This is a genomic window from Bacillus cereus group sp. BfR-BA-01310, assembly GCF_022664325.1.
GTDB lineage: Bacteria > Bacillota > Bacilli > Bacillales > Bacillaceae_G > Bacillus_A > Bacillus_A paramycoides.
This window is the reverse complement of record NZ_JAKUHD010000011.1, coordinates 20,136-34,431: the sequence shown is the minus strand read 5'-3', so window position 1 is coordinate 34,431 and position 14,296 is coordinate 20,136. Positions and strand designations below refer to the sequence as shown.

The following is a 14,296-nucleotide window of genomic DNA, read 5'->3' as shown; positions in this document are numbered from 1 at the left end:
GTGATCATTATGGAAGAAGTATTACACATTAAAAACGTCTCAAAAGTGTATGAGGGAAAAGTCCCTCATACTGCTTTGAAAAATATCAATTTACACGTAGATAAAGGTGAATTCGTTGCGATTATGGGACCATCTGGAAGTGGGAAATCCACATTTTTAAACGTTATCTCTACAATTGATTCACCTACTTCTGGAGAAGTCATTATAAATGGAAAACAACCACATACATTCCGTAGAGAAAAGTTAGCTATTTTTCGTCGCCAAGAGTTAGGATTTGTATTCCAAAACTTTAATCTACTAGATACGTTAACAATCGGCGAAAATATCGTATTACCTTTAACGCTAGATAATGTTCCTTTGAAAGAAATGGACGAAAAACTCGATAACATTTCAAAAAAACTTGGAATTGATCACATTTTAAATAAACGTATTTTTGAAGTTTCTGGAGGACAAGCACAGCGTACTGCAGTAGCACGTGCCGTTATTCATCATCCGTCACTTCTACTTGCGGATGAACCGACAGGAAACTTAGATTCTAAAGCCGCTATTGATGTAATGGAGCTATTTACGAAGTTAAACAAAGAAGAAAATGCGACCATTTTAATGGTTACGCACGATCCGTTTGCAGCTAGTTATTGTAACCGTGTTATTTTCATTAAAGATGGTGGGCTTTACAATGAGCTGCACCGCGGATTATATCGCGAAAAATTTTATCAAGAAATATTAGATGTTCTAGCACTATTAGGAGGAAGACGTGGATGACATTTTGGCAATTTGCATTTAAAAATGTCTCTCGTAATTCCAGAGCCTACTTTGCTTATTTTATAAGCAGTGCATTTTCAATAATGGTTTTCTTTTCATTTGCTGTTTATACGTATCACCCGTACCTACAAAATACACAGAGCTATCAAGAACGCGATCCTCTGATGAACTTAGCTAGTACGGCTCAGTTTATTATCGTCATGTTCTCGTTCTTCTTTCTGCTTTATTCACTTGGGACATTTTTAAATGTAAGGAAACAACAATTCGGGGTATTAACCGTTCTTGGTATATCAAAAAAACAATTAAAGCGACTTTTATTTACTGAAAATATGATAATTGGAATTCTAGCTATTTTTGTTGGTATTCAAGGCGGACTTGTGTTCTCTAACTTTTTCTTACTAGTGACTTCTAAATTGACCGGTGCGAAAGGCCTCTATTTATATTGGCCTACGCAGGCAATTATCGTTACAACAGTAATTTTTATCATTTTATTTTTCATCGTTTCTACGTTTACACCGATGTTCATTCGTACTCGTAAAACAACTCGGCTAATTAAAGATAATACAAAAGTAAAAAAAGAAAAAAGACCGTCGATACTCATTTCATTATTCGCGTTAACTTGTTTAGGACTATGCTATTATATCGCTGGTTATCCGCAAGGCTATGTAACAGAAGAAAATGTACAAAATGGCTCTGTATTCTTTATTATGTTATCTATTTTGCCGCTCGTAGTAGTCGGGACGTATTTATTCTTTTCACAAACATTTCTTCTCTTTATCTTTATTTTAAAAAAGCGAAGAAAGTTTTATATGAAGCAAATAAATATGTTATGGATTTCAGATTTAGTTGCTCGTACTCGTAGCAATATTAATGTACTCTTTATCGTTTCTATGTTATCTGCACTTGCATTTACAATTATTATCGGGTTATTTGCTGCTAATAATAATACGAAAGCATCGGTATTAGAGCAATATCCTGTCCCCTTCACATATACATCCGAAGGTGACAATTCACTTGAACAAAAGCACATTACTACAATTGAAACTGAGCTTACAAATGCTAATTTTCAATATAAAAAATATAAATTTACAGTTTTGAAAGACATTGCTGTAAAAGAAGAGATTGCAATTATGAAAATGAGTGATTATAACGCATTAGCTAAACAACTAAATAGGCCAGAAATCACTCTCGATTCTACACAAGTTTATAGTATTTCTCGCTATTCGCCAGAATTATTAAATCTCGTGTCAAACCCATTTGCGAAGCAGGACACTATTACACTTGACTCTAATAAAAAGGAATTTCATATTAAAGGCTTTATTAATAAAGGAATCGAACCATCCTTTGCATTACCTCATTTAATCGTTATGCAAGATAGTGTGATTGAAAATATAATTCCTCATATTGAAACAATTACAGTTTATAACTACTTCGTGGAAAATTGGGAAAATGCAATTGTCCCAACAAAAAATATATTAAAAAGCTTAGATCATGATGCAAACAACTTGTTTGAAGCACATAAGGATGAAGAAGGTTTTATCAAACCGTTTTATATTCATACAGCTACGGATGAACTCGTTCACAGTAAAGAAAATGCAGTTGCCCAATTCTTTATTTGGACGTTTCTCGGCTTTATTTTCTTTATCGGAGCAGCTAGCGTTTTATATTTCCGTATGTACAATGATTTAACGAGTGAAAAACAAAAATATATTACGATTACAAAGCTTGGATTGACAGAAACTGAAATGTTTCGCTCTGCAACGATTCAGTTAGGGATTTTATTTTTCGTACCTTATATCGTTGCTGGTATTCATACAATATTTGCAATCCAATTTTTACAAGCTATGTTTTCTTTCTCTTTACGAAAAGAGTTATTAATCGTACTCACTTTATTCGGGATTATCGAGATTATTTTCTTCTTCTTAATCCGTTCTCTTTACATTAATAAATTATCACAGCATGTTAAAATATGAATAAAATAGCCTTGTGCAGTATGCACAAGGCTATTTTCAATAGTTTTTAAATAATTAGCAGCCATATCCACCAAAGCCGCCATAGCCACAAGAACCGCCGTAACCGCCGTAGCCACCATAACCGCATCCGCCGAAGCAGCTAGCACCGATAATGATTAATAAAATAAACAATACGATTAGAAGCGCAAAGCCGCCTCCATGGCCACGTCTGCGGTCGCAATCATCATGTCTGTGTTCACAATTTTCGCCCATTATTCTATTCCTCCTTTAGTATCATTCATAACAAGTTCTTCTTGTTCTAAATGAGGGGATTCCATTTATATTATGTTTTCAGGGCAAATCGGAAGCTTGCCCTTCTTAAAAATGGGCTTGTTTCATGAAAAGGGCTGCAAAAGAAAAAGAAGATATCTTTAATTATGTACCTTCTTTCTTTTAGTAAATATGTTCAGCTAAAGTGATAATTAATAAGTATGTATCCATATCCTATCCCCCTTGATACGGATTATTTTCATAAAAAAAGAGGGAGTATTCTCCTCCCTCTTCATTTCCTATATATCATAATTAACTACATAGTGCTGCATTGCCGTATTGTAGTAGCCCTCACTATATTCAATTACTTCGCCTAGTTCAGATAGCTTTCTTCTCTATTCCTGAACCGTCACAATAACCCCATCCATATTGTTCCCCGAAATTTCATACTGCTTATTCACCGGAACATTCACGTTCATACGATCTGAAACTTTATAATAAGAAACCGTATATTTCTTACCTTCAACATCGGTTGAAATTTCTTTTCTCTCTTTTAGGAAGTCTAAATATTCTTCTAATGTAATTTTCTTTTTTTGCATAATGGCACTATGAGGTAAACCGACATAACGGATATGCCACGGCTCATATTGAATGCCAGTAATGTTACTTTTATTTTTCGGGTAACGTAAAACAAATCCGTATTTCCATACGTTTTCTTCAATCCATTTTCCTTCAGGAGCTTTCTCCATTTTCTTTTGAGTAGACCCAACGTCCAGTGATAATCCTAAATTATGTTCACTGTATCCTGCTGGGAGTGCATAATCAGATCCCATTTCTTTATATAATTTACTTTGTTCTGTAAAATCTCGATACCCGCTATTCATTAAGAAATGCTGTACTCCATCTTTTCCAGCTGCATCGACAACGTTCAAAAACTTTTTCACAACATCCTTTGATAAGCGAAGATTTCTATCAAATATCACATAACCTCTCACTAACTCACTATTGTGATTTACATTTATAATATCAGACCTAATGCTATCTTTTTTAACTGGGTAATCTTTATTAACTAATAATAGATCCCCTTTATAAATTTCTTCTTCTGTAATCTCTATCTTTTCAGTATTCGCAGCTTTTACCTTATTATCTTTTTCTGCAATTTTAACATCGATCTCCTTTTGAAATAATGGTGATATATAAAAGCCTACACAGACCGTACATAATATAAAAAGAGAAATAAATACCCACTTTTTCATTTCTAGTTCCTCCTTGACCTAACATACGTATAGGATAGAAAAAACTATTAAAATAAAAAGTGGGGTAAAGTTTAAATTTTTATTAAATTTCCAAATTATCCTCTTTTGGTAATCTCACTTCAAATATTGTTCTAATTACATTACTTTCAGCAGAGATTGTCCCCGTATGCTGCTCAACAATATTTTTTGCAATAAATAAACCAAGACCTGTGCCGCCCTGTTGCTTCGATCTAGCCTTATCCCCTGTATAAAACATATCAAAAAGATACGGCAAATCTTCTTCTGGAATACTATCTCCATAATTAATAATTTGTACAACTACCTCTTCACGATCAATATATCCGTTCACATCAACAAACTTTCCATCGTATCCATAGCGAATCGCATTTGTTAAAAGGTTTTCAAATACTCGGGCTAATAATTTCCCATCACCGTTAATAGGTAAATGGGGAGCAATATTCAATCTCGCTTCTAAATCCTTTTTTTCTAATAACGGATATAATTCTTCATCTAACTGTATGAGTAATTCACTTATATCAATTGGTCTTTTCTCAAGCTGCAACATACCATAATTCATTCTCGTGATTTCAAATAATTCATCAATTAAGCTTTCCAGCCTCTCGGATTTCGTAAAAGCAATTGTGGAAAAATGTTTAATTTGTTCCTTCGTCAAATTCTCATCTTTAAGAATTAAATCTAAATAACCTAAAACAGATGTTAACGGTGTTCTTAAATCATGAGCTAAGTTAACAATTAGCTGGTCTTTACTACTTTCCGCAAAATCGCCTCGTTCAACCGCTTCTTTTAACTTTTCACTCGCTACATTAATTTCACGTGCGATATATCCAAACTCATCATTTGATGAAATCCCAACTTGATTTGTGAAATCACCGTTCGCAAGATAATGAATCCCATTAGAAATCTCATCAAAATATTTTAAATACGGTCTAGTAAGAAAGAAGAAAAACATAATGGACAGAGGAATAAATATAATTAAAAAGAAATTAATATCTCCAATTTGTCTTATAACTGAGCGAAATTGAGCTAAAGGATCCTCATAACGAACTACTAATTTATAATAGAGCCGTAATCCTTCATAAATTAAATACGTTACGCCAGCTGCTAATACCATACTTAACGCAAATAGCATAACCATCTTTGAGCGAAAGCTTCTCATCTTTTTAGCCATTGAAAGTATACCCTACTCCCCACACTGTTTTTATTAATTTATTCTTTCTTTTATCTTCCCCAAGTTTTTTCCGTAAAGTACGGATGTGTACCATTACTGTATTTCCGCCTTCATAATAGCCTTCTGCCCATACTTGCTGAAAAATATTTTCCACACTGTACACTTTCTTCGGATGACTCGCTAATAAATATAAAATATCAAATTCTTTTGGTGTTAACTCAATTTGTTCTCCGTACACATTGACCGTTCTTTGTTCAGAATCAATAACAACTCCGCGGACCTCTAAAGCCGATTTATTCTCCACTACTCTCGGTTGATTTAACGTAAGAAATCGGCGCAATTGTGCATTTACACGCGCGACTAATTCAATCGGTGTAAAAGGTTTCGTCATATAATCATCTGCACCTAGTACAAGACCTGTCACTTTATCAAAATCAGATGTTTTCGCACTTAAGAAAATGATTGGCATATGATGTTTCGCACGAATTTGACGTGTCACTTCATAACCGTCCATTTTCGGCATCATAATATCTAAAACCACTAAGTCGATTGGCTGAGTTTGAATAACATGCATCGCCTCTTCTCCATCAACTGCTTTAACGACGTGGTAACCTTCTTTTTCTAAATGTATCGCAATTAAATCAGCAATTTCCGCCTCATCATCAGCTATTAAAATTGAAATGCGCTTCATTTTTGTCCCCTACCTCATTCCGTTTTTATACGCTCGATTGTAAACTAGTCTATCCAATTTGTACAATAAGAAAAGGCTACCCATGAGAGTAACCTTTTCTTGATTCTGTTGAAGAAGTATCGCATCGCATATTAGTGAACGAAATTATATATCGACCGTAACTTGAAATATATCAACGATTTTTTAAATATATCGACTTACCGACAATTAACGACAAAATTATCACGCTATTGGCGGGCAGCCCAATTGATGACGGCTGATAATCAGTGGGGATGCCCCCACACTGATTATTACCTCTCAAACAGAATCCGTTGCTTCGTGATTTTTTCTAACCTCTCGCGGTCTACTTCATACTCACGTTCAATACTTTGCGGTACAATCACTTTCCCGCCCTCTAGCATCACTTCCGGTGAAATAATATCCTTCTCCCAATGTCTACTAGAAGCAGATATATCTCCTGGAATCGTAAAGTTTGGTAACGAAGCTAGGGCAACGTTTTGCGCTCGCGAAATCCCCATCTCTACCATACCGCCGCACCAAACTGGTATATTATGCTCCATACAATAATTATGGATTTGAACTGATTCTGTTAATCCGCCCACTCGTCCCGGCTTAATATTGACGATACGACAACTGCCAAGTGTAATGGCAACGCGCGCATCCTCTAAACTATGGATGCTTTCATCTAAACAAATCGGTGTTTCAATTTTCTTTTGTAATTCTGCATGATCAAGAAAATCATAATCTGCTAGTGGTTGTTCAATCATCATAAGTTGGAATTCATCTAATCTTTTGAGCTTGTCAATATCCGCTAATGTGTACGCTGAGTTTGCATCAGCCATTAATGGAATGCTCGGAAACTCTTTACGAATTTCTTTAAGCAATTCGTAATCATGTTCCGGCTTTATTTTCAATTTAAAGCGCTCATATCCTTCTTCCGCATACTTCTCGATTTGCTTTAACATAGTCGGGATCGTATTTATCCCAATAACAACACCAACTTCAATTTCAGACCTAGTTCCACCAAGTAATGTCGCTAAAGAACTCTTTTGACGTTTCGCATATAAGTCCCAAATGGCTCCTTCAATTCCCGCCTTTGCCATTCGGTTTCTCTTTATATGTTGGAACAGACCTGGCACTTCATTCGGATGAGAGATTTCAGCTTTCAATAAATCTGGTAATAGAAAGTCTTGAAGTACATGTAGCGCTGTCTTCACCGTTTCTTCCGTATACCACGGTTCAGAAAATGCGACGACTTCACCAAAACCAATGTATCCATCCGTGTCTTCTAATTCAATGACAATACTCTCACGCTTTTCGTAAGTTCCGTAACTTGCGGAAAATGGAAAAACTAACGGCATTTCTGTTATATGAAGTGTTGCCTTTTTTATTTCCATTTACATCTCCTCCAGCAATTGTCTTAACTCTCGTCTTAACAATTTCTTCGAAGCATTTCTTGGTAATTCCTCTAGGAAATACACTTTCTTTGGTACTTTATATTTCGCTAATTTCCCCTCACAAAAATGGATAATCGCCTCTTCTGTTACCTCACCAGTTTTCACGATAAAAGCAGCTGGCACTTGCCCCCACTTTTCATCTTTCATACCAACAACACCCACCTCCGCTACCACCGGATGGGAAAGCAATACTTCTTCAATTTGAGCTGGATAAATATTTTCCCCACCAGAAATAATTAAATCACTGCGGCGATCTAATACATATAAAAAACCTTCTTCATCCAAATAACCGAGGTCACCAGTACGAAGCCAGCCATTTTGAATTGTCTCGCGCGTCGCATCTTCACGGTTAAAGTAGCCACCTGTTACGTTCGGCCCTTTTACCACAATTTCGCCCTCAGTGTGAGGTGGTACTACTACTCCGTCTTTCTCAATACGAAGCTGACACTGGAATAGAGGTTTTCCAGCTGATCCTACTTTCGTTAACATATAATCTGCTGATAACGTACAAATTTGCGAAGACGTTTCTGTCATACCGTACGTTTGATAAACTGGAATTCCCTTTTCCACACACGTTTCTAATAACGGTTTCGGCGCAGGTCCCCCGCCCAATAACATACATCGTAAAGAAGATGGATATGTTTCATCTCCAAGTCTATCTAATAAATCTGTTAGCATTTTAGAAACGACAGAAATAATCGTAACGCCTCTCGTTTGAAGTGCTTCATGAATGAAGTTAGCATCATATTTCGGAACGAGTAAAATACGCATACCGTACATAATATTTTTCATTAAAAGAGATAACCCACCAACATGGAACATTGGCATACAAGCTAACCAACAATCATCTTCACGAAGTCCTAAATTAAGTGAAGAACCAACTGCACTTGCCCAATGATTACCGTACGTTAAAATAACGCCTTTCGGTTTTCCTGTCGTCCCTGACGTATAAATAATTGTCATCGCTTCTTCTAAAGAGAATTCTTCTTGTATAGATGCTTCCGCCTTCGGTCCATTCATCACTTCAGCAAATGAATATACGGGAACATCCTTAGCCTCAAAATGTTGATCCGTCACTAAACAAACAACTTCAGCATCATCCATTTGCCAAAGTAGCTCTTCTCTTGAAAGACGCGTATTTAAAAGCACAGCTACTGCACCTACATAAGATAAGGCGTGAATAACTGTAATCATCTCCATACCATTTTTCATCAGAACAGCCACCTTTTGCGCCCGCTTCACTCCTACATGCGAAAGGTGTTCACAAACAGATACTACTTTTTCATGTAACTGCACGAAGGTAACCTTCTCCTCTTCAATTTCAATTGCAGTGCGATCAGGTGTTAAAAATGCGCGTTGCATTAACCAATTCGGCATCGTCTCCATTATTCATTCTCCTTTCATGAAAGAAAGAGACTTGATATGAAATCAAGTCTCTTAGTTGTTTTGTTTCCGCTTTTGATCTTATCCAGCTGCGCCTCCTAGCCCCTTCCGTCTAAGAACCTTCCGCACGAGAAAGTAAAAAACACTTTCTGTGCGAAAGAACCTTAGCCGACGGGGCTAAACAGTCGGCTCCGCTTTTAATTTCATCCAGCTACAGCAGCTAGAATGTTCGGTGGCTTCGCTTCTTCCTACGAGGCAAAAAGCGCCTCTTTGTCAGAAGCTCCATCCCCCTCACATTCTGAGCGAGCCGCTTCCGCTTTTGATCAAGGGAAACGAGGGAATTGACCGAAGTCCGGGCTGCGTTTTTCTTTGAACGCGTCGCGGCCTTCTTTTGCTTCGTCAGTTGTGTAGTACAATAACGTTGCGTCTCCAGCTAGTTGTTGAATACCAGCTAAACCGTCTGTATCTGCGTTGAATGCAGCTTTTAAGAAACGAAGTGCCATTGGGCTATTTGCTAAAATTTCTTGTGCCCATTGTACTGTTTCTGCTTCAAGTTCTTCTAATGGTACAACTGTGTTTACTAAGCCCATATCAAGCGCTTCTTGTGCGTTGTATTGACGGCATAGGTACCAAATTTCACGAGCTTTCTTATGGCCTACCATACGAGCTAAGTAACCAGCTCCGTATCCACCGTCAAAGCTTCCTACTTTAGGACCTGTTTGTCCGAATACAGCGTTGTCTGCAGCGATTGTTAAGTCACATACGATATGAAGTACGTGTCCACCACCGATTGCATAACCTGCTACCATTGCGATAACTGGTTTAGGGATTGCGCGAATTAGACGTTGTAAGTCTAATACGTTTAAACGTGGGATTTGGTCGTCACCTACATATCCACCATGACCGCGAACCTTTTGGTCGCCGCCAGAACAGAATGCACGTCCACCTTCACCTGTTAAAATGATAACGCCAACATTTGCATCATCACGAGCTTGTGCAAAAGCATCGATTAACTCCATTACCGTTTTAGGACGGAATGCGTTATGTACTTCAGGGCGGTTAATCGAAATCTTTGCGATACCATTGTATGTTGAATAAATAATATCTTCGTAATTGCCTTCTTTTACCCATTCAATAGCCATTACTATTACCTCCTTTTATATTTCTGATCTCCTCTATAAGTGCAACTTCCTTCTTGCTGAAAAAAGCATCACTGCATAGTTTTTAGAAATCCCTTTACTATTGTATCAAACTTTTCCGGTTGTTCCACATGAATTGCATGGCCAGCACCATCAATTTTGACAAATTTCGCGTGTGGGATGCATTTTTCGATGTTTTTTAATATGCGAAAGAACTTTTCATCGCTTTCTCCATTCAGTAAAAGGACAGGCATTTTTAGGTTTTCTAGCCCGTTCCACCATGAAGGTTGAGCCCCTGTTCCCATGCCACGAAGACTATTTGCAAGTCCTTTTGGATTGTTAGCAAGTCGTTCTTTCCGCACATCTTCTTTTACGTTTTGGGATAAACGTTTTTGCGTTTCAAACAGCGGAATATTTTCCCACATCGATACAAAACTTTCGATGCCTTCTTGTTCAATTTTATCGGCAAGTCGTTCATCTTTTTCCCGGCGTTCTTTTCGCTCCTCTGCACTTTTGAGCCCAGCTGTACAGTTTTCTAAAAGAAGAGAACGCACATATTCTGGATATAAGCACGCCATCGTAATCGCAAGTCTACCGCCCATTGAATAGCCAAGTATATGTGCTTTTTCAATATGAAGATGATCTAGTAGTTCTTTCATTTGCAGCGCTACATTTTGAATGTCATAATGCGTCACAGCTTCAGGACTTTCCGTTTTTCCGTGTCCAACAAGATCTACTAGAATGACTTGAAACTGCTCGCTCCAAGAAGGAATAAAGGAACGCCACGTTTCCATACTTCCCGTAAAACCATGAAGAAGTAGAAGTGGTTCCCCGCTTCCTACTACCCCATATTCATACGTCACACCTTGCAACGTTACTTTCATTTTGATTCACCTTGCAGAGATGTAGTAATAACGTCCATTGTTTTTGCCCATAATTCACGATGTAATTTCAAGTTTTCTTCGCGATTCGTACAAATTTCTACAACGTGTAATCCTTTTGTCGTCGTTCCCTTTTGTACTTCTTCTCGGAAGTTTTCCCACCCGTTTACACGGCTAAATGAACCATCATACATTTTGACAACATGTTCATAATTAAGCCCAATTGGTGTTCCAAATAATGATTCGAAATGTTCCTTTTTCTCATATTGTGGTAAGAATGAGAAAATACCTCCACCATCATTATTTACAACAACAATCGTTATATTTAACTCATGTAATTTTGCGGCTAATAGTCCGTTTAAATCGTGATAAAATGATAAATCGCCGATTACTAATACGAGCGGATCACAAATAATGCTCGCTCCTAATGCTGTCGAAATGATTCCATCAATACCATTTACACCACGGTTCGCCATTACTTGAATGTTTTTATCCGATGTGAAGAAAAATGAATCTGTATCGCGAATTGGCATACTATTACTTGCAAATAACGTTGCCCCTTCTGGTAATACGCGTACAATATCCGTAATTACTTTCCCTTCAAATGCAGTTTCATATGTTTCCATCTCACGAAGCGTTTCCTTCGTTTTCTCGTTTATATGTTTCCACATTCCGAACCAATCATTCTTTTTCATAACTGGCATTTTCTCTATTAATGCTTTACAAAAATCGTTATCGCTTGCACATACTACTTCAGTCGCAACAAGAGCCGGATCTCTCCATTGCCCTGATTCATCTACAACGATATGAACCGCTGTCGTTTGTTTCTTTATGAACTGAGTTAACGCTTTAGAAACAGGCATACCGCCGAAGCGAATAATCACATCTGGCTTCCATGATTCTTTTAACAATTCATTTCGTAAAAATGTATCGTAACAATCAATAACCATCGTTTTATCATGATGCCCGCTACGAATATTAGAAAGTGGATCTGCTAAAATTGGATACCCTGTTTTCTCAGCAAGTTTCGTAACAACCGCTGTAATTTCTGGATGACTATCATCTCCACAAATAATAAGCCCCTTTTCCATATTTGAAAGGCGCCCTACAAGAGAATTCACATATTCACTCGGCATCGTCACATTCCCTTGCTGAACTACTCCTGTATATTCACCACGACCTTTATCCCATAAGTTTTCTAATGAGAAATCTGGGATTAGCGGCTCGCGAAGCGGAAAATTAAGATGAACAGGTCCTTGCGGTGCTAGGAGTGCGCTTGCTATAGCACGCTGGGTCGTCATACGAGCGTAATGATACATCGTTTCGCTCGCCTCCGGAAGTGCCATCTCCATAAATTGCTTCACAAAAGTACCATATAAATTAAATTGATTCATCGCCTGTGGTGCACCCACATCTCTTAATTCATGTGGTCTATCCGCTGTTAATACGATAAGCGGCACTCGTGAATGAAAAGCTTCACATACAGCTGGATAATAGTTCGCTGCTGCCGTTCCTGACGTACATAATAGTGCAACAGGACGTTTTTTTGCTTTCGCAATACCGAGCGCAAAAAATCCCGCTGATCTTTCGTCTACATGTAAATATGTTTTCATTCCTTCATGTTGTTCCATTAGTAAGGCAATCGGCGTTGATCGTGAGCCTGGACTAATGACAACATCACATACATTTAGACGCGTCAGTTCATCCACGAACGCGCCTAAATAATATGATAATGCTTCTATATGATTGTTCATTTCTTTAATTCCTCCAAAGCACCAAGCATCGGTCTAAACTTCAAACTTGTTTCTTCATATTCAAGCTGCGCTACTGAATCAATTACGATACCACAGCCGGCAAATAAGGATGCTTTCTCGCCATTTAATAATCCGCAACGCAACGCAACCGCAAATTCACCATTTCCTTCATCATCTATCCAGCCAATTGGTGCACCATACAATCCTCTATCTAAAAGCTCTACATCACGGATTAACTTCAACGCCTCATGACGAGGTGTACCACCAAGAGCTGGCGTTGGGTGCAATTCTTCTACCATCGTTAAAAGACTTGAGCCACCTTTTGCTTTCACAGGTGTATATAAATGGATTAAGTTTTTCGTCGTTAATAAGCCTGGGCTCTCCGGAATATTAACAGATTCGCAATGCTCGCTTAGTACACCTCGAATCATGTTAACTACATAGCCGTGTTCTGCCAAATTCTTTTCATCATGAAGAAGCGTCTCACCATTTTGTTTACTTTCTTCTATAGAACTACCATGACCAATTGAACCAGCAAGGCACATTGATGTAAACTTCTCGCCTTCTTTTCGAATCAATCGCTCAGGTGTGGCCCCTAAGAAGCATGCTCCTTTATAATCAAAAGAAAATACGTAACAATCCGGTTGCCCAATGCGAAGCGCTTCTAAAACAAGAGAGGAATCAATATGCTGATCCATCGTTAATTTTAGCTCCCTTGCTAATACAACCTTCTGCACGTTCCCTTGCTTCATCTCATCTTGCACTTTTCCAATCGCATTCATCCAGCCCTTCGGATCAACTTCTACTTTAGAAGTAACTGTTAGTTGTCCTCCTTCTAGTGCACATTTACTCTCTTGTAAAATTCTCTCTTCTAAAGAAATAATTTCGTTATAAAGAGTTTCTGCACAATCTTCAGCTGAAACAAACTTATTAATCGTTAACCACGCTTTTTCATTTTTTACAGTTAATAAAAATGCTGGTAGTAAAAATGTTGTATCTTTAAATTCCTTCCAAAGATCCGTTTTCTCTTTTTCTTGGTCAAATGAAAATCCGCCAAATAAAAGAGGTCCTGTTCCAAATTCGTATCCTTCTCTTTGAACAATCGCTTTTTCCTGCAATTGATGCCACTCATCACGAGCACTTTGAAAGCGTTCGTGAGAAGAATTTGCTATAGTGAAAACAGAGCCAATTCCAGCAAATATTACATGCTGAGCTGGGTCTGCAAAATAACATCTATTTTCGAATGCAATCCTTTTTCCTGCTGCATAAAACAGAAGTGGATCCACCCAATCTATTTGTTTTACAAAACTAACCAATGTTTTTTCATCAGTCGCACGCTTAATAGCTGTAACAAGAACTTCTTGTAAGCCTTTTTGTTTCGTTTGAATCACAATTGTCTCCCCCCTATGGGCGAAAAATAGTCATAATTACGCTTGATTTTAAGATACACCTCAAAGGAAAGGCCTGTCAACGTTTAGCATTTCTGAGAAATTCACCTTCTCTTCCTAGAAAATAAACGTTGACACTAAATGATGCTTTTTCTACACTTAATTGTGTACAAT

At 37.7% G+C, this 14,296-nt stretch carries 12 protein-coding genes and 1 pseudogene; 2 read left to right on the top strand and 11 right to left on the bottom strand.

All coding sequences use genetic code 11. The annotated features are described in order from the left end of the window. Nucleotides 1–9 precede the first annotated feature (9 nt). The gene (locus tag MR109_RS19780; protein ID WP_025148838.1) at nucleotides 10–762 is read left to right on the top strand and encodes an ABC transporter ATP-binding protein; all 753 of its coding nucleotides are present in this window, start codon (nucleotides 10–12) and stop codon (nucleotides 760–762) included. Beyond that, nucleotides 759–2,735, top strand: coding sequence for an FtsX-like permease family protein (locus tag MR109_RS19775; RefSeq protein ID WP_242273594.1), 1,977 nt, complete (start codon nucleotides 759–761; stop codon nucleotides 2,733–2,735). The genes MR109_RS19780 and MR109_RS19775 overlap by 4 nt, the downstream gene beginning before the upstream one ends. Before the next feature lie 54 nt (nucleotides 2,736–2,789). On the opposite strand, the gene MR109_RS19770 is transcribed toward MR109_RS19775, so the two are convergent. The 11 genes and pseudogenes from MR109_RS19770 to MR109_RS19720 all read right to left on the bottom strand — a co-directional run bounded on the left by MR109_RS19770 (nucleotide 2,790) and on the right by MR109_RS19720 (nucleotide 14,125). Further along, nucleotides 2,790–2,987, bottom strand: a complete 198-nt coding sequence (locus MR109_RS19770) for a YjcZ family sporulation protein (RefSeq protein WP_242273593.1) — start codon at nucleotides 2,985–2,987, stop codon at nucleotides 2,790–2,792. A 296-nt stretch (nucleotides 2,988–3,283) separates the two neighbouring features. Next, nucleotides 3,284–3,364: pseudogene (locus MR109_RS19765) on the bottom strand (GntR family transcriptional regulator); the annotation flags it as partial. Nucleotides 3,365–3,379: 15 nt separating this feature from the next. Beyond that, complete coding sequence (locus tag MR109_RS19760) at nucleotides 3,380–4,240, bottom strand: M15 family metallopeptidase (protein WP_242273591.1); 861 nt, start codon at nucleotides 4,238–4,240, stop codon at nucleotides 3,380–3,382. 82 nt (nucleotides 4,241–4,322) lie between these two features. Beyond that, nucleotides 4,323–5,429 (bottom strand): sensor histidine kinase, encoded by a 1,107-nt coding sequence (locus tag MR109_RS19755; RefSeq protein WP_242273590.1) that lies wholly within the window; start codon nucleotides 5,427–5,429, stop codon nucleotides 4,323–4,325. Next, nucleotides 5,422–6,120, bottom strand: a complete 699-nt coding sequence (locus tag MR109_RS19750; RefSeq protein WP_242273589.1) for a response regulator transcription factor — start codon at nucleotides 6,118–6,120, stop codon at nucleotides 5,422–5,424. Before MR109_RS19750 ends, MR109_RS19755 begins: the two co-directional genes overlap by 8 nt. Before the next feature lie 290 nt (nucleotides 6,121–6,410). After that, complete coding sequence (gene menC / locus MR109_RS19745; protein ID WP_098474945.1) at nucleotides 6,411–7,517, bottom strand: o-succinylbenzoate synthase; 1,107 nt, start codon at nucleotides 7,515–7,517, stop codon at nucleotides 6,411–6,413. Beyond that, nucleotides 7,518–8,963: an o-succinylbenzoate--CoA ligase gene (locus MR109_RS19740; protein ID WP_141548821.1), complete on the bottom strand. Its 1,446-nt coding sequence runs from the start codon at nucleotides 8,961–8,963 to the stop codon at nucleotides 7,518–7,520. Nucleotides 8,964–9,283: 320 nt separating this feature from the next. Further along, nucleotides 9,284–10,102, bottom strand: a complete 819-nt coding sequence (gene menB, locus MR109_RS19735) for a 1,4-dihydroxy-2-naphthoyl-CoA synthase (RefSeq protein ID WP_000963881.1) — start codon at nucleotides 10,100–10,102, stop codon at nucleotides 9,284–9,286. Between the two features lie 68 nt (nucleotides 10,103–10,170). Next, nucleotides 10,171–10,983 carry a 2-succinyl-6-hydroxy-2,4-cyclohexadiene-1-carboxylate synthase gene (gene menH / locus MR109_RS19730; protein WP_242273587.1) on the bottom strand — a complete coding sequence of 271 codons (813 nt, stop codon included), beginning with the start codon at nucleotides 10,981–10,983 and terminating at the stop codon, nucleotides 10,171–10,173. Next, the gene (menD, locus tag MR109_RS19725; RefSeq protein ID WP_098474942.1) at nucleotides 10,980–12,734 is read right to left on the bottom strand and encodes a 2-succinyl-5-enolpyruvyl-6-hydroxy-3-cyclohexene-1-carboxylic-acid synthase; all 1,755 of its coding nucleotides are present in this window, start codon (nucleotides 12,732–12,734) and stop codon (nucleotides 10,980–10,982) included. The genes menH and menD overlap by 4 nt, the downstream gene beginning before the upstream one ends. Then, nucleotides 12,731–14,125 (bottom strand): isochorismate synthase, encoded by a 1,395-nt coding sequence (locus MR109_RS19720; protein WP_098474941.1) that lies wholly within the window; start codon nucleotides 14,123–14,125, stop codon nucleotides 12,731–12,733. The genes menD and MR109_RS19720 overlap by 4 nt, the downstream gene beginning before the upstream one ends. Nucleotides 14,126–14,296 lie beyond the last annotated feature (171 nt).

Excerpts from the sequence above, each read along its gene's own strand:
- MR109_RS19755 (WP_242273590.1), bottom strand. The coding sequence starts at position 5,429 with ATGGCTAAAAAGATGAGAAGCTTTCGCTCAAAGATGGTTATGCTATTT.
- MR109_RS19750 (WP_242273589.1), bottom strand. The coding sequence starts at position 6,120 with ATGAAGCGCATTTCAATTTTAATAGCTGATGATGAGGCGGAAATTGCT.
- MR109_RS19740 (WP_141548821.1), bottom strand. The coding sequence starts at position 8,963 with ATGGAGACGATGCCGAATTGGTTAATGCAACGCGCATTTTTAACACCT.
- MR109_RS19775 (WP_242273594.1), top strand. The coding sequence starts at position 759 with ATGACATTTTGGCAATTTGCATTTAAAAATGTCTCTCGTAATTCCAGA.
- MR109_RS19770 (WP_242273593.1), bottom strand. The coding sequence starts at position 2,987 with ATGGGCGAAAATTGTGAACACAGACATGATGATTGCGACCGCAGACGT.
- menD (WP_098474942.1), bottom strand. The coding sequence starts at position 12,734 with ATGAACAATCATATAGAAGCATTATCATATTATTTAGGCGCGTTCGTG.
- menB (WP_000963881.1), bottom strand. The coding sequence starts at position 10,102 with ATGGCTATTGAATGGGTAAAAGAAGGCAATTACGAAGATATTATTTAT.
- menH (WP_242273587.1), bottom strand. The coding sequence starts at position 10,983 with ATGAAAGTAACGTTGCAAGGTGTGACGTATGAATATGGGGTAGTAGGA.
- MR109_RS19760 (WP_242273591.1), bottom strand. The coding sequence starts at position 4,240 with ATGAAAAAGTGGGTATTTATTTCTCTTTTTATATTATGTACGGTCTGT.
- MR109_RS19780 (WP_025148838.1), top strand. The coding sequence starts at position 10 with ATGGAAGAAGTATTACACATTAAAAACGTCTCAAAAGTGTATGAGGGA.
- menC (WP_098474945.1), bottom strand. The coding sequence starts at position 7,517 with ATGGAAATAAAAAAGGCAACACTTCATATAACAGAAATGCCGTTAGTT.